The following is a 20,841-nucleotide window of genomic DNA, read 5'->3' on the forward strand; positions in this document are numbered from 1 at the left end:
GTGATCGGACGCAAGGAGCGCAGATCAAGCGGCGTTGCGGTTGCCGCGAACGGCGGCAAGGTCGGCAAACTCGCCGTTCGATCCTGGTCGGCGGCGACCGGACCTCCCGCGCCAGCGCGAACGGCAGTGAACTGCGCAATCCTGCCGTTGGCAGGTCACGGCACCTCGCACACGCAGCATGGTTTCCGACCGTCGTGAACGGCCCAATCCCGACCTCGGGCAACCTATCATATTGCCGCGGTGCGGCCCGTCAAAGCCGCCTTTCGCTGCAAGCGCAACACCCGGATCGGGTCGAACGCGCAGATCGCGGACAGAGCGAACTTTCGTTGCTCATGCGCCAAAGTCCGTTACAGAAGTAAACCGGTCCAAGTCTCGCTCTCAAAGCGTTCAGTCCATCAAGGCACAATTCCTGAAAGCTGCGAGACGTCGGAAACGACGTTTCGCAGCCATTGATGTCCAAAGTCCTTGGTGCGGGTTCTGTGCCAGACCTGAAAAATCTTCCTGAACGGAGCTTCAAAGGGCAGTTCCGATACCTGCAGCCCGAAAGCCTGTTCGGCGTGCGGAACCAGAATGCGCGGCACGGTGTAAACCAGATCGGTCAGAGCCGTTGCGCTGAGTGCTGCGGAATAGTGCGGAACACGAAGTTCGATCCGCCGCCGAATGCCCATCTTTGAAAGTGCCTCGTCGATACGGCTGTATTCGGCGTCCAGCGTGGTGAACATGATGTGACCAAGCGACGTGTATTGTTCCATGCTCAAACCCGGTTGAAACAACGGGTGCCCTGCACGCGCGACACAAACAAACTCACTCGCTCCCAGAAGTTCGCGATCAAAACGCGAAGGTGTATCAAAATCCTGAATGACCGTGAGATCGATCCTTCCGCGTTCCAGATCTGAATAGGCATCGTCGACGTTTTGGTTGATCGCCATCGAGTGCAAAAAACGCAATGAAACATTCGGTGCCTGTTTCGCAACACGTGCAGTGAGGCCAGGCACAAGCAGCGTTGAAAACAGATCATTCATGCCCAAGCGATAAGTTGCACGCAAGTTGGCCGGATCATTGTCATCCTTCACCGTCATGGCGTCCTGAAGCATCTTGAGGCTGGCGTCGATGGCCGGGGCCAGCTCACGGCAACGCTCGGTCGGTTGCATGCCGTCGGTGGATCGAATGAACAATTCATCATCCATCAGGTCGCGCAACCGCCGCAACGCATGGCTGACGGCGGGTTGGCTTAATCCGACAGAGTTCGCGGCTTTGGTTACGCTTCGTTCGGCTGCGAGAGCCGAGAAAACCTTTAGAAGATTCAAGTCGATGGCGTTCAAATTCTTCTGGTGCATATTAGCGATACTAATCATTCATTATTTGGATGCAACCGAGTTGCGTTAACTAGATGCAGGAGAACTCAAAAGGGGAGAATCCATATGTCCGTCAAATCCATGCTGCTTGCCTCAGCGCTGGCGCTTTCCACCGCGCTGCCCAGCTTTGCCGACAAGGCGAATGACACGTTGGTTGTAGCTTTCAACAAGGAAGTTCAGACGCTTGACGGTCTCTACTCAACGTCGCGCGAGAACCTGATCCTGTCCTATCTGACCTCGGATCAGCTGGTTGAGCTGAACCTCGACACCGGAGAGTATGAAGGCGCACTGGCGGAAAACTATACTTGGGTCGATGATCGCACCATCGACTTCACACTCCGCGAAGGCCTGACATTCCATGACGGCTCGCCCGTAACGGTCGAAGACATCGTCTATTCCTTTGACTGGATCGCCGATGCGGACTCCAAGACCAAACGCGGCGCCTTTATCCGTGGCTGGTTCGAGAGCGCTGTCGCGATTGATGAACGCACAGTGCGCGTCACCGCCAAACAACCCTATCCCCTGATGCTGCGTGACATCGCCGTCTTTGTTCTGACACGCAAGGCAGGCAGCTATGGCGATGGCAACCCTGATGCGCTGACGCAAAAATTCGTCGGCACCGGCCCTTACAAGATCTCTGAGTTTGCGATGGGCGCCGGTGTGCAGCTGGAGCGCTATGATGGGTACTACGCTGGCGGACCCAAGGCGGCCGGTTCGATTGAGAAAATCGTTTTGCGCCCGATTCCCGACTGGGGCACAGTGACAGCGGAATTGCTGTCGGGTGGCGTAAACTGGTCGTTCAACGTGCCTGACGATACGGCCAAAGATCTGGGCGGATTGCCCATGGTGGATCATGTATCCGGCGTATCCACGCGCGTTGCCTTCCTCGTGCTGGACGCCGCAGGTGTCAGCGATGCGGAAGGCCCAATCACCAACAAGCTGGTGCGCCAGGCGCTCAACCATGCGGTAAACCGCGAAGAGATCGTTGAATTTCTTGTCGGCGGTTCAGGCCGCGTCGTTCACTCGACCTGCAACGCGGGCATGTTCGGCTGCGATGTCGAGATCACGGAATACGACTATGACCCTGAAAAGGCCAAGGCTCTGCTGGCTGAAGCAGGCTACCCGGACGGCTTTGAGTTCGACCTGACCGCCTATCGCGAACGCCCCATCATGGAAGCGGTTGCCGCCGATCTGGCCGAAGTCGGCGTGACCGCGAATGTCAACTTCGTGAAGCTTTCCGCGCTGTCCAAATCCCGCGCAGAAGGTCAGCTTGAAGCATTCCAGAACGCCTGGGGCTTTTATGCGACGCCTGATCTGGGCGCGATTTCCAACTACTATGTCGAAGGGTCCAACCGCAACCTGCACCACGACGCAGAGGTTCAAGAATGGTTCAAGGCTGCGCTGGAAACCGTCGATCAGGAAGAACGCGCAGAGCTGTATGCGAAGGCCCTGAAGAAGGTCGCCGACGAGGCTTACCTGCTTCCGATTTTCCAGTACTCGCAAAACTACGTGAAGAGCGTGGATGTGAACTTTGAGGCACCGGCTGACGGCCTGCCTCGGCTCAATGAGCTGAGCTGGAAGTAAAGCCGCCCTACGGACGGGCGTTCCTCCCGCGCCCGTCCGTCATTCACTCATTTTGCGGGGACAACCGCCATGCTTAGATTCATCCTTAAACGCCTCGCTCTTGGCCTTTCGGTCGCGCTGACCGTGTCGCTTGCCACGTTCCTGCTGCTGAACCTGGCAGCCGACCCCGCGGCGATGGTGGCCGGTGAAGACGCCACCCAAGAAGCGATCGAGCAAATCCGGGTGCAATACGGGTTTGACCGCCCACTTTATGTCCGCTTTTTCGAATGGTTTGGTAGCATTCTGGTTGGTGACTTTGGTGACAGCTATTACTGGAAAAAACCGGTATTCGAGCTGCTGATCGAGCGCGCCCCGGTTACCATTGCCCTGGCCCTTGGCGCGCTCAGCGTCACCATTCTTGTAGGTCTTCCGCTGGGTGTTCTGGCCGCGCTGAAACCAAATGGCTGGCTTGATCGCTTTGCCTTGAGTTTCGGCACCGCCGCTCAGGCCGTTCCGAATTTCTGGCTCGGGCTGATCCTGATCATCCTTTTGGGCGTCATGTTCCCGATCTTTCCTGTCTCGGGAGATTCCACATGGAAACACTTCGTCTTGCCCTGTTTCGTTCTTGGCACCAGCGCTGTTCCCCAAGTGCTGCGCCTGACACGGACCGGCATGATCGAGGTGCTGGGCTCTGACTATATCCGAACGGCCCGTGCCAAAGGGTTTCGTCCAAGCCAGATCCTGTTCCGCCATGCGCTGCGCAATGCGCTTTTGCCGGTTGTCAGCGTTCTGGCGATCCAACTGGGCTACAAGCTGGGCGGCTCGGTCATCACCGAAACGGTCTTTGCGCTCAATGGACTGGGCCGTCTGGCCTACGAGTCGATCCTCGGCGCCGACATCCCGACGGTGCAAATGCTCGTCTTCTTCTTTGCCCTTGTATTCATCGTCCTGACCGTTCTGGGCGACATCCTGAACGCGTGGCTTGACCCGCGCATGCGTGTGGAGTGAACCCATGACAACAACAGCGAACGCCGTGGCTGCAATGGCCGACGATATCATCGACCTGACGCCGAAAGAGCGGATGATCCGCAAGGCAAAAAGCCACTTTGGCTTCAAGTTCGGCGCATTTATCGTGATCTCTTTCGCATTGATCGCGATCTTCGCTCCGCTCTTTGCACCGCATGATCCCTATCTTCAGGACCTTGCGAAACGTCTGGTGCCGCCCGTGTGGCAAGAAGGCGGGTCCTGGGAGCATATCCTAGGCACCGACGCGCTTGGCCGCGATTACCTGAGCCGTCTGATTTACGGTGCACGGATTTCCATGGGCGTAGGCTTCGGCGCTGCAACCTTGGGATGTCTGATTGGCGTCACCATCGGTCTCAGTGCGGGCTATCTGGGCGGGCGCGTCGATCAGGCCGCCTCCTTTTTGCTGACCTGCCAACTGGCGCTACCGTCTCTCTTGCTGGCCATGGCGCTTGTGTTCTTTGTAGGCTCCTCCGTCCCGACCCTCGTGATCGTGCTCGGTGTGTTGCATTGGCAATACTACATGGTGGTCACGCGGACGCTGACCCGGCAGATCAGATCGCTTGAGTATGTCGCGGCGGCGCGCTCGATCGGCAGCACCGACCGGCAGATCCTGTTCTACGAAATCCTGCCGAACCTCTTTAACCAGATCATCGTTGTGTTCTCGTTGGAAATGGCCGTTGTCATCATCCACGAAGCGTCGCTGTCGTTTCTCGGTGTGGGTGTGCAGCCCCCGACTGCCTCCTGGGGTCTGATGATCGCTGAGGGCAAGACCATGATGTATTTCAAACCCTACCTCGTCGTGATCCCCGGTGCCGCGCTGTTCTTGTTGGTGCTGGCTGTGAACCTGCTGGGCGATGGCATTCGCGACATCACCGCACCCGAAAGCCGCAACTGATGCCGCGGGAGGAAAAAGACATGCAGCCCCTACTTGAAGTTCAAGACCTGTCGGTAACCCTGAAACTGGCCGAAGGTGAAATGACCGCCGTGCGCGATGTTTCTTTCACGGTGAACCGGGGGGAAACGCTTGGCATCGTCGGTGAATCCGGCTCAGGCAAATCGGTGTCCTCCATGGCAATCATGGGGCTTCTGCCAAAGGGCACACGCACCCAAGCTGCGTGCCTGAGGTTTGATGACACGGATCTGTTGACCGCGACCGAGGACCAGATGTCCAGGCTGCGTGGCAACAAGATCGCGATGATCTTTCAGGAGCCGATGACGTCGCTCAACCCGGTCTACACAATCGGGCGGCAGATGACCGAGTTGATGCAGCATCACAAGAACGCATCCAAGGCCGAGGCCCGCGCCCGTGCGATTGAGCTCCTGGAAAAGGTCGGGATCACCGCCGCCGCCAGCCGCTTGTCGCAATATCCGCACCAGCTGTCAGGCGGGCTGCGCCAGCGGGTAATGATCGCGATGATGCTGATGAACGATCCGGACCTGATCATCGCTGATGAACCCACCACCGCTCTGGACGTGACCATTCAGGCGCAAATCCTGAATCTGCTCAAGGACCTGCAAAAGGAACTGAACATAGCGCTCATCATCATCTCGCACGATATGGGGGTTGTGGCCCGCGTGTCGGACAAGATCGCGGTGATGTATGCCGGTCAGGTGATCGAAACCGGGACGGTGGCGAATGTACTGCAAAATCCCGTTCACCCCTATACCCAAGGCTTGCTGGAGAGCATTCCGATCCCCGGCCAGATCGAACCGGGCGGCGAGTTGGGGTCCATCCCCGGTCTGGTTCCATCGTTGAAAACACGGTTCAAGGGCTGTCGCTTTGCCAATCGCTGCACACGTGTTCAGGACGCCTGCATAGAAGAGAGTGTTGCTTTGCGTGACGCGCTGACGGGTCAGGCCTATCGCTGCGTTCTACCGTTTCAGGACCTCATGGCCCCTGCCGCGCCAGAGGGCCATGAGGCGGCAGGCTCTGGCCATGTCTATGGCTCCCGGATCGACATGGAGGCAACTCCCCTGCTGTCTGCCGATGCGGCTGAATGTGTGTTTCAGGTCAGCCAGGGCATGTTCTCCGCGCCCAAACCGCTGAAAGCTGTCGACAACCTATCTTTGGACCTTCGCAAAGGCGAAGTTGTGGCCGTTGTCGGCGAATCCGGCTGCGGCAAGTCCACTCTGGCGCGCATGCTTTTGGGGCTTCAAGACCCCACCAATGGCAAGGTCACGTTGGATGGGCGTGACATTTCGGCCATGTCAAATGCCGAGCGGTCGCGAAAGGTCCAGTCGATCTTTCAGGACCCGTATTCGTCGCTCAACCCCCGCCGAACGATTGGCGAGATCATCCGCCGTCCGATGGCCTTGCACGCTATGGGAAGCGCAAGCGAGCAGCAAGAAGTGGTCGAAGAGATCATGGAGCGCGTCGGCCTGCCGCGGAACTTTTATCACAACTATCCCAACCAGCTTTCTGGCGGGCAACGTCAGCGTGTCGCCATTGCGCGTGCACTGGTCCTGAAACCCGAGATTGTCGTCTGCGACGAACCGACCTCGGCGCTGGATGTCTCGGTTCAGGCCCAAATCCTGAACCTGCTGCTGGAACTGCGCCGGGAGATGCGGCTCACCTATCTGCTCATCACGCATGACATGGCGGTGGTCGAACATATCGCAACCCGTGTGATCGTCATGTATCTGGGCCGGGTGGTCGAGATCGCCGACGCGCGCTCGATCTTCAAATCCCCCAAACACCCCTACACCAAGGCGCTGCTCAAGTCCGTGTTGACCCCCGACCCCGGTGCCGGTGTACCGAGCATTGAGCTGGGTTCCTCCTATCCCAACCCGATCGACCCGCCCGGCGGCTGCACGTTCCACCCCAGGTGCGAGTTCGCCGAGGAGATATGCAAGGCCAAGGCGCCTCTGCTTGAACATCTCACCGGCCAGCAAAGCTGTGCCTGTCACATGGTGGCGAGGGAAGTGGTATGAACAACATGGCTGAACCACGCGCCCAACACGCCGTCGACCCCGTCGAATTGACAGCCGACCTTGTGCGCTGCCAGACCGTGACCCCCGAGGAAGGTGGTGCGCTTGAGCTGCTAAGCGCATTGCTGAGCGAGCATGGGTTTCAGTGTCAGCGCATTGATCGCAAGGGTATTCCCAATCTTTATGCGGTATGGGGGGAGGGCCGAAGTGGCCGCACGTTCGGGTTTAACGGTCATACCGATGTCGTTCCGATAGGCGATCCAAAAGACTGGACTGTCGATCCTTTTGGAGCAGAGATCCGTGACGGCATTCTCTACGGGCGCGGCTCAACGGACATGAAATCTGGCGTTGCGGCCTTTGCCGCGGCCGCCATCTCGTTTGTCAACGAGACACCACCTGATGGCCGCGTCATCATCGCGCTCACAGGTGCCGAAGAAACCGGCTCGCCCGATGGGACACGTGCCATTGTCCAATGGATGGAGGCCAATGATGTGCGGGCCGACCACTTTATCGTGGGTGAACCGACGAGCCTTAAGTCCATCGGGGACGCAATAAAGATCGGTCGCCGGGGCACGATCACGGTCTTTCTGACCGTGACTGGCGTGCAAGGCCATTCGGGATATCCGGAAAAGGCGAACAACCCGCTTCCTGCACTGGTCGATCTTTTGCAAGGCTTCGGGGAAACGGCCATGGACGAAGGAACGGAGTATTTCGCGCCTTCGACTCTCGCGATCACGACGATTGATACGGGTAATCCTGCGCGCAATGTCATCCCTGCCACGTGCAAGGCGACCTTGAGCATCCGGTTCAACGACAAATGGACCTCTGGGAAAGTCCTTGACTGGGTGTCCACACATACGCGCACCGCCGAGGAAAAGTTCGGTGTCACGATCAGTACCGATCACCACCTGTCGGGAGAGTGTTTTTTTACACCGCCCGGGGCTCTTTCAAAGCTGGTTCAAGATGCCGTCGAACAGGAAACGGGACAAAGACCACAGATGACGACACTGGGCGGCAGTTCCGATGCCCGCCACCTCTTCAAGCACTGCCCGGTGGTCGAGGTTGGTTTGACCGGCGAGACCTTGCATCAGGTGGATGAGCACGTCTCCGTGGCCGAAATCAACGCGCTCAAGTCCGTCTACGGCAGAATCATGCGGGACTACTTCGGGTCGGAGGGCAAGATATGACCACACTGGCCCTGACCGGTGACAGCATCCTGCAACGGCGGCTTCTCAGCAAGTCAGACCCGGTCATCAAACCTCTCTTTGATCTGATCCGTGGATGCGATGCGGGGTTCACCAACCTGGAAGTCTTGCCAAACGATTATCGCGGCGATCCCGCCTTTGACAGCGGCGGGTCGCATTTCGGCGCGCCGTCATGGGTGCTGGATGACCTGGCCGAGGCCGGGTTTGGAATGTTTTCCACGGCGACAAACCACACGCTCGACTACTCCATCTCTGGGCTTGAATATACGTTGGACCAACTCGACAAACGCGGCCTTTGCCACGCCGGGGCCGGACGACACCTTGAGGAGGCCCGACGCGCCGCTTATCTCACGACGCCCAATGCGACGATCGGCATGGTCGCCTGTGGGTCCACTTATACGAAGGGGCAGGAAGCCGCGCGCCAGACGGCAGCCATGCAGGGGCGACCCGGCCTGAACCCGCTTTGGCCCGACAGCACCTATGAGGTGACGGCAGAGCAAATGGCCGTCGTGAAAGAGATGGCCGAGGGGCTGGGCCTGGAGAAGTTCCGCCAGCTCCGCATTGGCACAGGGTTTGCCTTCGAAGCCCCGGAGGGCATTTTTCCCCTCAATGGCATGAACTTCCGCGTAGGCGAGCAAACCCGCCATGTGCGCCATCCGAACCCCAAAGACCTGGCCGCGATCATCCGCTGGGTTGAAGAGGCTAAACTGGCCTCTGACATCGCGCTGGTCAGCATCCACGCCCATGAACATGCCAATGAAAAGGACCAACCGGCGGATTTCATCGTCGAGTTCGCCCACGCGGTGATCGACGCAGGTGCCGATCTGGTCGTCGGCCACGGGCCGCATCTGCTGCGCGGCATGGAAATCTACAAGGGCAAACCGATTTTCTACAGTCTCGGTAATTTCATCGGTCAGAACGAAATGGTCCGGCAGCTGCCAGGCGAATCCTATGATCGCTTCCGTGTCGATGACCAACTGACACCGACGCAGCTCTACAAGCAGCGCACACTAGATGACCAGAAAGGCTTCCCTTCCGATGAACGCTATTGGCAGACTGTGGTCCCGATATGCCGCTTTGAGGATGACACGCTTGTCGATGTCGAAGTACATCCCGCTTCCCTCGGTCTGGGTGAACAGCGTCACCGCAGGGGGCGTCCACGTTTGGCACAGGGTGCCGAGGCTGAATCAATTCTCAACCGGTTTTCCTCGCTGTCGAACCAATTTGGATCAACGCTCGAAGCCGGTGACAACTGCGCCAGAGCCGTTCTCTGAGCGTGCGCGATCCATGCGAAACATCGCGCATCTAAGATTTGGGGCGATACCCACTATGATTGCGCAAGAGCCTTTAAAAGTTTGCACAGTATCCTGTGTTTGAGCACAAACTTGGACGAGGCTTCAAAGCAATGGCTTCAGTCTAACCTGTTGGCCTACGCACCATTCATTTCATGTCAGTCCCTGCTATTTGCCTCGTGATGATTTCTCTGGATAGTCTTGGCCGTTGTGAACAAGCGGACCTTGGTGCACCGCGCGGCATCAGTCAAAATGGGCTCCGAGTCGACTTTCGGCAGCGTAGTGAACATCTCGGATTCAGGCGAATGTGAATGTCGGCTTTTGACGATAACTCGTGAGCGGTTCTCGCCTGCAGAGAAAGTCCGGATTCCGCCCTTCTTGACCGATGCCGCGAAGGCGTCGTCTCCTATTTCTCCATCGCAGCGAACGGCCGCTAGGTCGGCAAAGCAGACCTCAATGCCGCATGTACTAATGGTCCTGGACCTAGGGTGGCGGTGCGCTTGATCCGCCCTGACAGGAAGGGGCACGAAGACGGAGCAACCGCCCCCAGCGGTATGGAGGCCCGCACTGTCACGGGGCGGGCCATTTCTGTGATGGATGCCGTGGAGCGAGGGCAGAAAAATGCACACAGATTGCACATATTGTTTCGCAGTAATTTGATATTAGTTATGTCTCTGGCCAGTCGAGCATCGGCGCAACCGAGAGCCGGGCGGCCCGTGTGACCGCCACGTCCTGCATCTGTGCTTCGGCTTGAGGGGTTGCGCTCAAGGTGGTCGTCTCCTGATATCCGGCTGGTTGGCGCGCCTGTTGCACCGACTGGCGGTATTTTACAAGGCCCCCGGGCCTGCGCAATCAAGCCGCTCCTTCCCGCGCGCCCACCGGCGCCGACAGACGCAACGACCGCGGCGGCTGGCCGAACTGGCGCTTGAACGCGCGGGAGAACCCCTCCGCCGAGCGAAACCCGTACCTGTGCGCAACCCGCTCGACCCGCTCGCCAAGCGCAAGGTCCTGGCTGGCCAGCGTCAGCCGCCAGCGCCGCAAGTAGGCCCCCGGCGTTTCGCCAACGCGTGTCTGGAACAGCTCCACGAAGCGGCTCAGCGACAGCCCGGCGACCCGCGCCAGATCGTCATTCGTCCACAGCCGCTCGGGCGCGTCATGGATGGCAACGATGGCGCGGCTCAGACGCGGATCGGACAATCCCGCCAGCAGGCCCGTCTCGACCGATCCCGCCTCGATCTGCCCGCGCAGGATCCGCACCAGCAACACCTCCACGAGCCGCCCGATCACCGATTCCGCCCCGCATCGCCGGCTACGGATCTCGGTGTCGATCAACGACAGGAGTTGGCGCGTGCCGTCATCCTCCGACAGATCGTGCACCATGCGTTCTGGCAGTGCGAGGAATAACGGGTTCGCATCGCCCCCCCAGTCCACTCTGGCCGAGAGCAGGATGTCAGCTTCTGGCACGTCCGTTTCCACCGGTCTGGCGCCAAGGATCACCTGCCCCGGAAGCGCGTCGCCGGGGCGCGTTGCAATCAGCGTTGCCTCCCCGAGCGGCGCTAGTCGCGCGGACAGACGGAAACGGGTCATGAGGGTCGAGAGGCGATCAATTTTCTCCATTCCGGTTTTTTGGTCATATTTATGGAATTTATCAAACAAAAAAATCGGCCATGATGCCCCGGATATCTCCAACCACCAAGAGCAGCAAGGAACCCTCATGCTTCTTCCCCGTCAGAAAACCCCGGACCTCAAATTGCCGACCCTGTCCCATGGCGTCTTCGATCTCTCCGCGGAAAACACCGAGCGCGGCACGATCATCTGTTTCTATCGCGGCCTGCATTGCCCGATCTGCGCCACCTATCTGGGCGAGATGCAGAAACAGACCCCCGCCTTTGCCGAACGCGGCGTGAGCACGATCGCGGTCAGCTCGGACGGGCAGGAACGCGCGCAGGCGATGGCCGACAAGATCGACGCGGACGCGCTGCGCATCGCTTATGACTTGCCGCTCGGCGTGGCGCGCGACTGGGGCCTCTATATCTCTACCTCGCGTGGCAAGACCTCCATCGGCATCGAGGAGCCGGCGCTCTTCTCCGAGCCGGGCCTGTTCATGGTGACGCCGCAACAGACGCTCTATTACGGCTCGGTTCAGACCATGCCCTTCTCGCGCCCGCATTTCTCCGAGCTGCTGGGCGCGCTCGATTTCGCGATCAAGAACGATTACCCGGCGCGCGGCGAGTATACCGGCGCCGTCTGATCGCGGCCCAGCGAAATAACGAAGACGTGACTCGGTGGCGCGCGCATTTTGTGGCGATACTGAGTGATAAGGCTGACCGTCGCGCGTTGCGTGCGGCGGTCGATGGAAGACCACCGCGACGCCCGTCAGGGCTTGAATTCCACTGACCCTTTCCTCAGCCAGGAGATTTCCAATGCAGCGCAAGAAGGCTTCCGATTTCGACCCGCGGATCCTCGAACTCTATGACGGCTACGTGCATGGCAAGATGACCAAGCGGGAATTCCTCCGCAATTCCGGACAATACCTCGCCGCCGGTGTCACCGCCGCTGTGGTGCTGGAGAGCCTTCAGCCCAATTACGCCCTGGCCCAGCAGGTCGACCCGGCCGATCCCGCCATCGAGACGATGACCGTCGAATATGAAAGCCCGAACGGGCATGGCACGATCAAGGGCCTGATGGCGAAGCCCGCCGGGGCCACGGGCAAGCTGCCTGCCGTCTTGGTAATCCACGAGAATCGCGGCCTGAACCCCTATATCGAGGACGTCGTGAGGCGCGCGGCCAAGGCCGGATACCTGGCGTTCGGCCCCGATGGGCTGACGCCGCTCGGGGGCTATCCCGGCAATGACGACGATGGCCGGACGATGCAGAAGGAACTGGATGGCGCAAAGCTGATGGAAGACTTCTTTGCCGCCTTCGAATTCCTCGTCGGCCATGAAGGTTCGACCGGCAAGGTCGGCGCGGTCGGCTTCTGCTACGGTGGCGGGGTCTGCAACGCGCTGGCCGTGGCCTATCCGAACATGGCCGCCTCCGTGCCCTTCTACGGGCGGCAACCGGACGCGTCGGATGTGCCTGCGATCCAGGCGCCGCTCCTGCTGCATTACGGCGAGTTGGACGAGCGGGTGAACGCCGGCTGGCCCGCTTACGAGGCAGCGCTCAAGGATAATGGCAAGATGTTCGAGGGACATATCTATGCCGGCGCGAACCACGGCTTCCACAACGACACCACTCCGCGGTACGACGAGGCCGCTGCGACGCTCGCCTGGGAGCGGACCCTGGCCCATTTCGAAAAACATCTGAGCTGATTGCCTAGGCAGCGGGCGTGCGCCGTCTATGCGGCGGCGCCCCTGCCGCCCCTCACTTGCCGGAAAGGCCTGCCGCGAAACAGGCAGCATCGATCAGGTCGATCTCGCTGACACCGGCCACCCGGCACGCAGCCGCCACCGAAGGGTTCTGCGTGAAAACGGTGCGTCCCGGCCAGGAAGCAAGGCTCTCGAAAGACAGCGCCATGCGTTTCCAACTCGACCTGGTTCCAGAGCCCTCGAGGAAATAGTCGATACCGGATTGCGCGAGACTTTCGTGCCACACCGCATCGACCGGCCCGGAAAACAGCCTGCCCTGAACCGCAACCCGATCCGAGGCCAGTTCGAAATAAGGTTTCTTGTAGGGCACCGTAAGTTCGCTCGAAACGTAGACCGCGCGGCCGGTATAGGCCGGGACGAAATCCGCGTAGCGCGTAAAACCAGCGATGATGCTGTCCTTGGGCAGGGCGCGTATTTCGGCGGAGAGCTCTGCGTTGCGATCCCGGAAATAGTCGCCCGTCCAGACGCCGAGCGTCTGTTGGGCAAAACCGAGCAGGATCATCCAGCAGAGCCCCAGCCCGATCCAGCGCACAGTCTGCCGCCAGTGGCTGATTAGAAAACCGGCAACTGCGGCGATCCCCACGGGCAGCAGCAACGACAAACCGGTCCCCGAATAGCGCGTCGGCAGGTGCGCCTTGAAGGCAACCGCATAAGCGAGCAGGAACAGGATCGTGGCCCCGGCCCACAGGCCGGGTAGCAGGCGGAAGCTGCGCGCATCCGCAACAGCCTTGCGCAGGATCATCAGCGCCACTGTCAGCCCACCCATCTGAATGAGCAATGCCAGCACGGGCGGCAGGTCGGGGCATTCCTTGAGGTAGCCGCCGCGCCTGGAACAGATCGCGGTATAAGCCCCGGAACCGTCGAAGAATTGCGTGCGCCCGGAGGGCCCGAAGATCCGCATCTGGCGCGCCTCGGCCAGCGAGAACACCTCGCCGGTTGCACCGGCCGAGCGCAGGAAGATCGCCAGCCCCACCAGCGTGGCCACGACGGCGGCGAGGGTCAGCAGCGGTTCGGCCGCCGCAATCCGGCGCTCTGTGGCAAATGCGATCAGCCCCGCCATTCCGATGCCGGAGAGCGCGACTATCGCCGCTGCCGGATAGATATTGGCCCCCAGCATCAGCACGAGAACCAACGCAAGTAGCCGTCTTTCGAGGTAGAAGAGCAGCCCCGCGAACAGGATCAGCATGGCAAAGCTGCGCGGCAGCCCGGCCACGAGGTCGTCCATCGTCACATAGACCATCAACGCAAGGCACAGCGCCCGGATGATCGGATCGGGGAAATAATGTCCCAAGAACCGGTTCGCGGCCCAAAGCGTCAGGGCCACGATTGACGGGGCCAGCACCAGCAATTGCCAGCTCACCACATCGATGCCGAGCCAAACGGCCGGCAGGAACAACCACTTGTAGGGCAGCGGCGTCAGCGCCCCGAAATAGGCCGCGATCGGGTCGTCGCGGAACAGCTCCGGGTCGGCCATCGCCCGCAGCCAGACCACGAAATGGCGCCCGTCATCCTCGGTGATCGCCCAAGGGTCCGTCAGCGCCTCGGGAAGCACCCGCAAGAGCATCGCCACGAGCACCAGCAGAAAGATCGCCAGCGGCAGCAGGGTCGATGCCGAAAGCCGTGACATCAGCCCTGCCCGGCCCTGCGCGCGCGCAGATGGGCGCGGATCTGCCCGGTATAACGCGGCACGAGCGGCAGGCCGAAAAGGCCGGGCACAAGGTATCGCAGCCAGAACAGCACCCCGAGCGCCGCCGCCGTCTCACCGCCGATCATGCCACCGAAAAGCGTCACGATGGCCGCATCCCGTGTGCCGACACCCGCAAAGGTGAGCGGCACCAGCCCGGCGACGATGGCTATCGGAATCATCGCGAGCACCTGCCCCCAGAAACCCGCATCCCCTGTCACGCCAAGCGCCGTCATCATCATCGCGATCTGCACCAGATGCCCCGCCCAGAGCAGCGCCGTCATGCCGACAACCGTCGCCAGCCCGCCCGGACGCGCCCGCAACCGCCCGAGCATCGCCCCCCAGGCCTCGGCGAATTTCACCCCACGTGCGCCCATGCGCGCGGCAATGAACGCAATGACGCCCGGCACGAGCGCGACGGCAAGCCCCGCGCCCCCGGCAAGCGCCAGGAACGCCGTCAGGACCGGCGCGCCGCCGAGAAAACCGCTGGCAAGGGCGGCCACGACGAAGAGCATGACGAGGTCCATCAGCTTTTCCCAGGCGCCCAGCGAAAGCGCCGCGGGCAGCTCCCCTGCCCCGGCATCGGCCATCGAGGCGGCCTTGAGCAGGTCGCCCAGCTTGCCCGGCAGCACCATGTTGAGCGTGTTGGCCACAAAGGTCGCCTCTAGCGCGCGGCGTGGCGGAAGGAAGAAATCGGTGACACGGGCCAGCGCGATCAGGCGCAGCGCCGAGATCCCGACCAGCCCGACCAGCCACAGAAGCGACAGCGCCAGCAGGCCCGGATCAGTCTGTTTCAGCGCGGCCCAGATCGCGCCCCGGTCCAGCATGGCCCAGACAATCGACAGGATCGCCAGGCTGACAGCGATGGAAATCAGACGCTTCATGACGCGGCAGGGAGGTTTGTACTGTGCTCAAGCCGCAGCCCGTCGCCCGGCTGGATCTTGGCGCTCAGATCTTCCCAAGGCTGAAGCTGCGGCGGGTGATAGACGCGGCTCATTACCGTGTAGATCGAGGTCTGGGCCGGGCCTATGCCGGCCTCGACGAGCTCGCCGGGGCCGTGAATGCGGTCCTGAACCTCCAGCCCCTCCTCCGACAGCGCGAAACGCCGCTCGAACCGCAAGGCCGTGCTGTCCTTGCCGGTGATCAGCAGCCGTTGCAGCGCCTGCCTGACAAGATCCGGATTGAGCCGGCCAATCGTCAACATCAGCACCCGCAGGATCACGTTCTTCACCGGTGTCATCTGGCTCGCCTTGGCCCGCCCCATCGTGCCGGAGAGCGTCAGGCCTTGCCCGTCAACGACCATCTCGGGCGCGTCGGTCCACAGGTGGCAGACCAGCGTGCGGATCTTCTTTCCGGATTTCACCCGCAGCGAAACCCCGGTATCGGCGCGCTTCAGCGCGTGTCCATCATAGTAACGATAGCTGCCGCCCTTCTTGGTTGCCACCAGCAGGGTCGACGCCCCGGCGCGTCGAATCGCAAGACCGGCTTCCGGGTAATCCGCCGCGTCTGGCAGCGCGCCGCTGTCTTCGGGGCGCGCTGCACACCAGCCAATCGCCGCCTTCAGGTAGGACCAGCTATGATGGGCGAGGATGTGATCGTCGTCATATTCCGGCGCCGGGTCCATCGCCGCCACGGCACGGTCATTGACGGTAAGCGCCTCCGGGTGCCAGGCGCCGCAGATTTCCATCCCGTGCGGGAAGTAATTGTTGGTGTTGCGACTGGTCCATTCGCCACCAATCCAGCCATCGGGCGGCTGGATCGCGTCGAGAAAGTCGATCGCCCGGGCAATCGCCGGACGCAGGCCCAGATCGGGGCGCTGAGCGTCAATCTCGCCCATATTGGCGATGGTCAGCGTCAGGTAGCCGGGATCCGCGCCCTGGTATTCGAAAAACCAGCCCTCATCCGATTGCCACGAGAGCAGCCGCGCCACGCGGCGCTCGGCCATCTCGGCAAAGCCCTGATCGCCGCTGAGATCGGCCAGCCGGAACAGGCCATTGGCAATCAGCGCCTCGTGGTTCGACAGCCGCCCGCTTTCCTGGTGCTTGCCCAGCCAACCGCCGCGCAGCTTCAGGAAAGGCAGGAACGGCGCCGGGTCGATCCCGGTCAGGCGCAGTGCCTCCAGCATCGCGTATTGCGAAAACGCCGCCGCCCCGGCGGCCTTTTCGAACGGGTAATAGTCGTCGCAGGCCCCATCCTTGTGCGCACTTTGCGCGGCATAGGCGATACCGGCACGGATCCACTCGCGGATAGTCGGGTTGAGGTGGAACGGGTTGCCCTCAAAGGGATGGGCATAGGCCAGCGCCAGCGGCAGCACGAATTCCTGCGCCATGCCGGAGGGGAAATCCGTGATCCGCAGATGCCAGAAATTGCGGTCGAAACAGCCATAGGTCGGGCTGTGCGGCACCCGGTCCTGAAGGGTCAGGATCTTGGACAGGCTCCGCGCGCCAAGACGGAAGAGCCGCGCCTGCATCTCGTTCATTTCACTCAAGCTTCGCGTTCCTCGGGACGTTTGGCGGTCTCGTAATTCACCTGCGCCATCACTTTTCCTTCGAGCACATCCTTGCGGCGCTGGTTCAGGCGCAGCTCCTCGAGGATACGCCGGTTCACCGCCAGCAACTCGCCGATAATCCCCAGCCCGACGATCAGGAAACCGAGGCCGGCAAAAATCCCCGCGAGGATCAGACTTGGCGCGTGGGTCCGCGTGGGATCGCCGAAACTGATCAGAAACAGGTAACGCAGACCGAGCAGCACCGTGCCCGCGAGCGGCACGCTGCCCGCGATCAGGTAGGCCCGGAGCGGCGCGTAAACGGCAAAAACACGCATCATGTCCATGGAGGAAGTCATGACGTATTTGCGAATGGAGCTGATCAGCCGCGATTCCCGCGTCGGCGGATTGGTGTCGATATCGACCGACATCACCCGCAACCCGCTGCGCCCGGCCTGGATCAGGGTCTCCAGCGTGTAGGTATAATCCGACAACGTATTGAGGCGCAGAGCGGTCTGTCGGCTGATCGCGCGGAAGCCGGAGGTAGCATCGACAACCTCGGTATGGCTGAGAAAACGCACCATGCGCGAGCCGAAACGCTGCAGGCGTTTCTTGAGCGGCGAGAAATGCTCGATGTCGTCGATGGGACGCGCGCCGACCACCATGTCCGCCGTGCCATCGAGGATCGGCCTTACCAGAGCGGGAATGCCCGATGCCTTGTATTGGTTATCGGCATCGGTGTTGACGATCACGTCGGCGCCGAGATTCATGGAAACGGCCAGACCCGTCATATAGGCGCGTGCGAGGCCACGATTGATCTTGTGGCGCACGACGTGATCGGCGCCGCCGGCGAAGGCCACAGAGACGGTTCGGTCGGTAGAGCCGTCATCGACGACGAGCACGACGACATCTCCCAGCTCTCGCGTCGCTTCACGAATATCGGCGATCGTCCCTGCGATCGTCGCTTCCTCGTTAAGACAGGGGATCTGAATGACAATACGCAAGGCTTTTATTCTCTATCCATATCCATGGGTATCAAACATACGGTCGTTGCCAGAATGGTCGCCCCATTGCAAGGTATGCGTCCAATCCTCGTGCAATGATGAGCCTATAGGCTCCTCCCGTCCCGGAGGGCGAACACGACGCCGCGCTCAGTCCAGCGGAAGGGTCGACGGCAATTCCAGCAGTTTCTCCAGGGGCAAGGGCGGCGAGAAAAAGTAGCCCTGACCGAGCTGGCAACCTGCCTGCCGGAGCATGTCGACCTGTTGCGGCGTTTCCACGCCCTCGGCAATGGCCACGGCGTCCAGCCGGCGGGCAAAGCCGAGAAGGGACTCGCACAGCGCCCTTGCGCGCGCACTCTCCGGGCCGCCGGTGACGAATTCCCGGTCGATTTTCAGGAAGTCGAAATCGTGGTTCAGGTAGTAGCGAAGCGAGGTGTGACCGGCCCCGAAATCGTCCAGCGCGATTTGAACGCCGGCGGCGCGAAACGCCTGCAGGCGCGTGATCGTGGCAGGGTTCGGGTCGAGCATCGCGCCTTCCGTGATCTCGAAGATCAACCCGCCGCCCTGCCCAAGCACCCGAAGGCTTTCCTCCCAGGCTTCGAAACGGGATGCGTCCCCGCTGGCCAGTTGCAGTGGAGACACGTTCAGGCTCGCCTGGAAATCCGATCCGAAACGCGCCTGCATCGCCGGCAGGTCGCTGATGCACTTGTGAAAGACCCAATCCCCGATCCGGTCGATCACCCGTGCCTCCTCGGCATGGGGAATGAAGCGGTCCGGGCCCAGCAGGCCAAGCTCGGGATGCTGCCAGCGCACGAGGGCCTCGACCTTGGCAAGGCGTCCATCCTCGAGCGCAACGACGGGTTGGTAGAGCAGCCGGAACTCGCCCCGGTCCAACCCCTGCTCGATCTCGTCCACGAGGCGTACCCGGTCATGCGCGCGCCGCCCGATCTCGGGCGTGTAGTTCACGACACGGTTGCCGCCGCCGGACTTGGCCACATAGAGCGCCTGATCCGCCGCGCGGATCAGGCCAGCCGCATCCGCCGCGTGATCGGGGCTGAAAGTAACCCCGATCGACGCGCTCAGCTGCATCTTTCCGCCCGCGAATTCGATGGGGCGGGATATTTCGGCACGTAGCCGGGGCGCGAGATCCTGTGCGCGCTCCACCGCGTCCGCTCCCTGCAGCATCACGCTGAACTCATCGCCGGAATGGCGCGCCAGACAGTCGGCGGCCTCGACGCAACCCTGCAAACGACCCGTCAGTTGTAGCAGGATCTCATCACCGATATCGTGGCCGAAGCGGTCATTGGCCTGTTTGAGCTGGTCGATATCGAGACTGACCAACGCTATCGGCGCACCTTTGTGTTGGGCCAATGCGGCATCGATGTGCCGGATCAGGCCGATCCGGTTCACCAGCCCGGTGAGCTGATCCGTTTCCGCCTGCTGGCTGAGCTTCGTGTTTGCCCGTAGCAATTCACTGCGGTTGCGGATCAGGAGAACGAAACCCGTCAATTGCTCCGTAGCGTCGTGCAATGCGTTTACTGTCGTCCAGGTGGAAATGGGTTCACCATCGCGATGGCGGAACTTCATCTCCCCACTCCAGAGCGGACCCGCAGCGGGGGCGATCGCGGCATTGCCCTCGACGATTTCCATCACGGCCTTGCGCCCGCCCCCCACCAGCAACGTGCCCAGGCATTCTCCGGAGACTTGATGCAACAAGAAACCCGTATCCTTTTCAAAGGCCGGGTTGATCCATTGTATCGCTCCCGCGCGGTCACAACGGATCATGCCCTCCGAGCTGTTGCGGAGCACGGCGGTGTTGAGGTTGCGCATCCGTCCGGCTTCGGCGCGGTCGGAAATATCGGCAATACTTACCCGGACCAGCCGCCGGTCCGGATTGGGCAGCCGCGTCAGCGTCATCTCACAGGGAAATTCCCGCCCTTCTATATCGCGCAGCCTCCACTCGAAACGCGGAACCTCTCCCTCCAGGGCCTCCGAAAGATAGGCCGCCAGCACCTCCTTCGACATGTGCCCTTCCGCGCTCCGCGTGGAGGCGAATTCGCGCAGCCCCGCCCGCCCGATCAGTGCTTCCGCCGAGGCAGCCAGAAGCCGTTCCGCCGCCGGATTGACGACCGTGAAATGCCCCGTCTCCATGTCCTGAACCACGATCCCCTCGGGCGCGTGCTGAACAAGTGTTTCAAGCGTCTCGTTCTGCTGCGCGAGCTCGGCGTTGACCGCCAGTCGATGCAGGCGCGTCCGCTCGACGAGATGGATGCAGAAAACCGAGAGGGCAGCCAGGCAAACCGCCAGCAGGATCCAGTTGACCGGGTCCGCATTCAACAGGTTCAGGTCGACCCGAGGCGCGATCAGCCCGAACCTGAAGGCCGCGGCGATCAGGGCGAAAAAGAAGAACTGGACCAGCAACAGAATTTGCGCGACGCGCTTGCGGGCAAAGATCGCGGTCAGGATATTCGTTGCAACCAGAGCGAGAACCCCCGGCGCGGCCAAACCGAACTGTATCGTTCCGGTGAGGGATAACAGCAGGAACCCGGCGATGCAGACAGTATGCCATCCCGCCCTCAGCCCGGTGCCCCTTTTGACGCAGGCCAGGACAATCCCGACGCTTATCAACAGTTGAAGCAGGCGAATTGGCGTCAGGCCGAATTGAACGATCCGCAAGAGAATGCAGATCACGACGACCCAGAGAAGGACGGCGATCAGCCGTGCCGCCGGCTGGACCATCTCGCCAAGGCCCTCCTGGGTGCCGCTGGTCGGGCGCAAGCCGGACACGTCCGTCTTTTCCAAACGCATCATGCCCGGGGCGCCCCCTGACCTGCGGCCGGGTTTACTCTCCCTCCCGCATATCGCCCCGCTTCACCAGCCGGGAAAGCAAAGGTGGAGCAGGTGCGCGGCACGACCTAGGCCTGCCCGTTGCGG

Annotated in this window: 16 protein-coding genes; 9 read left to right on the plus strand and 7 right to left on the minus strand. The window is 61.3% G+C overall.

All coding sequences use genetic code 11. The features are described from left to right. The coding region (locus tag AX756_RS26430; protein WP_231701107.1) for a hypothetical protein at nt 1–198 on the plus strand (198 nt) is incomplete at its 5' end. Nucleotides 199–395: 197 nt separating this feature from the next. Here the strand turns inward: AX756_RS26430 and AX756_RS19405 are convergent. Then, on the minus strand, nt 396–1,322 hold the full coding sequence (locus tag AX756_RS19405) for a LysR family transcriptional regulator (RefSeq protein ID WP_231701108.1): 927 nt from the start codon (nt 1,320–1,322) through the stop codon (nt 396–398). Between the two features lie 9 nt (nt 1,323–1,331). Here AX756_RS19405 and AX756_RS19410 point away from each other — a divergent pair, with 9 nt between their 5' ends. The 6 genes from AX756_RS19410 to AX756_RS19435 all read left to right on the plus strand — a co-directional run bounded on the left by AX756_RS19410 (nt 1,332) and on the right by AX756_RS19435 (nt 9,351). Then, nucleotides 1,332–2,939, plus strand: coding sequence for an ABC transporter substrate-binding protein (locus tag AX756_RS19410; protein ID WP_231701109.1), 1,608 nt, complete (start codon nt 1,332–1,334; stop codon nt 2,937–2,939). A gap of 69 nt (nt 2,940–3,008) precedes the next feature. Continuing rightward, nucleotides 3,009–3,926: an ABC transporter permease gene (locus AX756_RS19415; protein ID WP_068315760.1), complete on the plus strand. Its 918-nt coding sequence runs from the start codon at nt 3,009–3,011 to the stop codon at nt 3,924–3,926. A gap of 4 nt (nt 3,927–3,930) precedes the next feature. Further along, the gene (locus tag AX756_RS19420) at nt 3,931–4,839 is read left to right on the plus strand and encodes an ABC transporter permease (protein ID WP_068315763.1); all 909 of its coding nucleotides are present in this window, start codon (nt 3,931–3,933) and stop codon (nt 4,837–4,839) included. Nucleotides 4,840–4,859: 20 nt separating this feature from the next. Further along, a complete protein-coding gene (locus tag AX756_RS19425; RefSeq protein WP_068315977.1) occupies nt 4,860–6,875 on the plus strand; it encodes an ABC transporter ATP-binding protein in 2,016 nt (671 codons plus the stop codon). After that, on the plus strand, nt 6,872–8,059 hold the full coding sequence (gene dapE, locus AX756_RS19430; protein ID WP_068315766.1) for a succinyl-diaminopimelate desuccinylase: 1,188 nt from the start codon (nt 6,872–6,874) through the stop codon (nt 8,057–8,059). Before AX756_RS19425 ends, dapE begins: the two co-directional genes overlap by 4 nt. Continuing rightward, the gene (locus AX756_RS19435) at nt 8,056–9,351 is read left to right on the plus strand and encodes a CapA family protein (protein WP_068315768.1); all 1,296 of its coding nucleotides are present in this window, start codon (nt 8,056–8,058) and stop codon (nt 9,349–9,351) included. The genes dapE and AX756_RS19435 overlap by 4 nt, the downstream gene beginning before the upstream one ends. A gap of 870 nt (nt 9,352–10,221) precedes the next feature. Here the strand turns inward: AX756_RS19435 and AX756_RS19445 are convergent. After that, a complete protein-coding gene (locus AX756_RS19445) occupies nt 10,222–10,986 on the minus strand; it encodes a helix-turn-helix transcriptional regulator (RefSeq protein WP_082739202.1) in 765 nt (254 codons plus the stop codon). A gap of 97 nt (nt 10,987–11,083) precedes the next feature. Between AX756_RS19445 and AX756_RS19450 the strand changes: the two genes are divergently transcribed. Together AX756_RS19450 and yghX are read left to right on the plus strand one after the other, a co-directional pair. Further along, nucleotides 11,084–11,620 carry a peroxiredoxin-like family protein gene (locus tag AX756_RS19450; RefSeq protein WP_068315774.1) on the plus strand — a complete coding sequence of 179 codons (537 nt, stop codon included), beginning with the start codon at nt 11,084–11,086 and terminating at the stop codon, nt 11,618–11,620. Nucleotides 11,621–11,792: 172 nt separating this feature from the next. Then, entirely contained in the window at nt 11,793–12,680 is an 888-nt protein-coding gene (gene yghX / locus AX756_RS19455; protein ID WP_068315777.1) for a YghX family hydrolase, read from the plus strand. A gap of 52 nt (nt 12,681–12,732) precedes the next feature. On the opposite strand, the gene AX756_RS19460 is transcribed toward yghX, so the two are convergent. The 5 genes from AX756_RS19460 to AX756_RS19480 all read right to left on the minus strand — a co-directional run bounded on the left by AX756_RS19460 (nt 12,733) and on the right by AX756_RS19480 (nt 20,718). After that, nucleotides 12,733–14,364 (minus strand): hypothetical protein, encoded by a 1,632-nt coding sequence (locus AX756_RS19460; RefSeq protein WP_068315780.1) that lies wholly within the window; start codon nt 14,362–14,364, stop codon nt 12,733–12,735. Further along, nucleotides 14,364–15,305 (minus strand): lysylphosphatidylglycerol synthase transmembrane domain-containing protein, encoded by a 942-nt coding sequence (locus AX756_RS19465; protein ID WP_068315784.1) that lies wholly within the window; start codon nt 15,303–15,305, stop codon nt 14,364–14,366. Before AX756_RS19465 ends, AX756_RS19460 begins: the two co-directional genes overlap by 1 nt. Continuing rightward, nucleotides 15,302–16,909, minus strand: coding sequence for a hypothetical protein (locus AX756_RS19470; protein ID WP_156461571.1), 1,608 nt, complete (start codon nt 16,907–16,909; stop codon nt 15,302–15,304). The genes AX756_RS19465 and AX756_RS19470 overlap by 4 nt, the downstream gene beginning before the upstream one ends. After that, complete coding sequence (locus AX756_RS19475) at nt 16,906–17,910, minus strand: glycosyltransferase family 2 protein (RefSeq protein ID WP_068315790.1); 1,005 nt, start codon at nt 17,908–17,910, stop codon at nt 16,906–16,908. The genes AX756_RS19470 and AX756_RS19475 overlap by 4 nt, the downstream gene beginning before the upstream one ends. Nucleotides 17,911–18,057: 147 nt before the next feature. After that, nucleotides 18,058–20,718, minus strand: coding sequence for a sensor domain-containing phosphodiesterase (locus tag AX756_RS19480; protein ID WP_068315793.1), 2,661 nt, complete (start codon nt 20,716–20,718; stop codon nt 18,058–18,060). Nucleotides 20,719–20,841: the final 123 nt, after the last annotated feature.

The organism is Aliiruegeria sabulilitoris, from assembly GCF_001558155.1.
Classification (GTDB): domain Bacteria; phylum Pseudomonadota; class Alphaproteobacteria; order Rhodobacterales; family Rhodobacteraceae; genus Tropicimonas; species Tropicimonas sabulilitoris.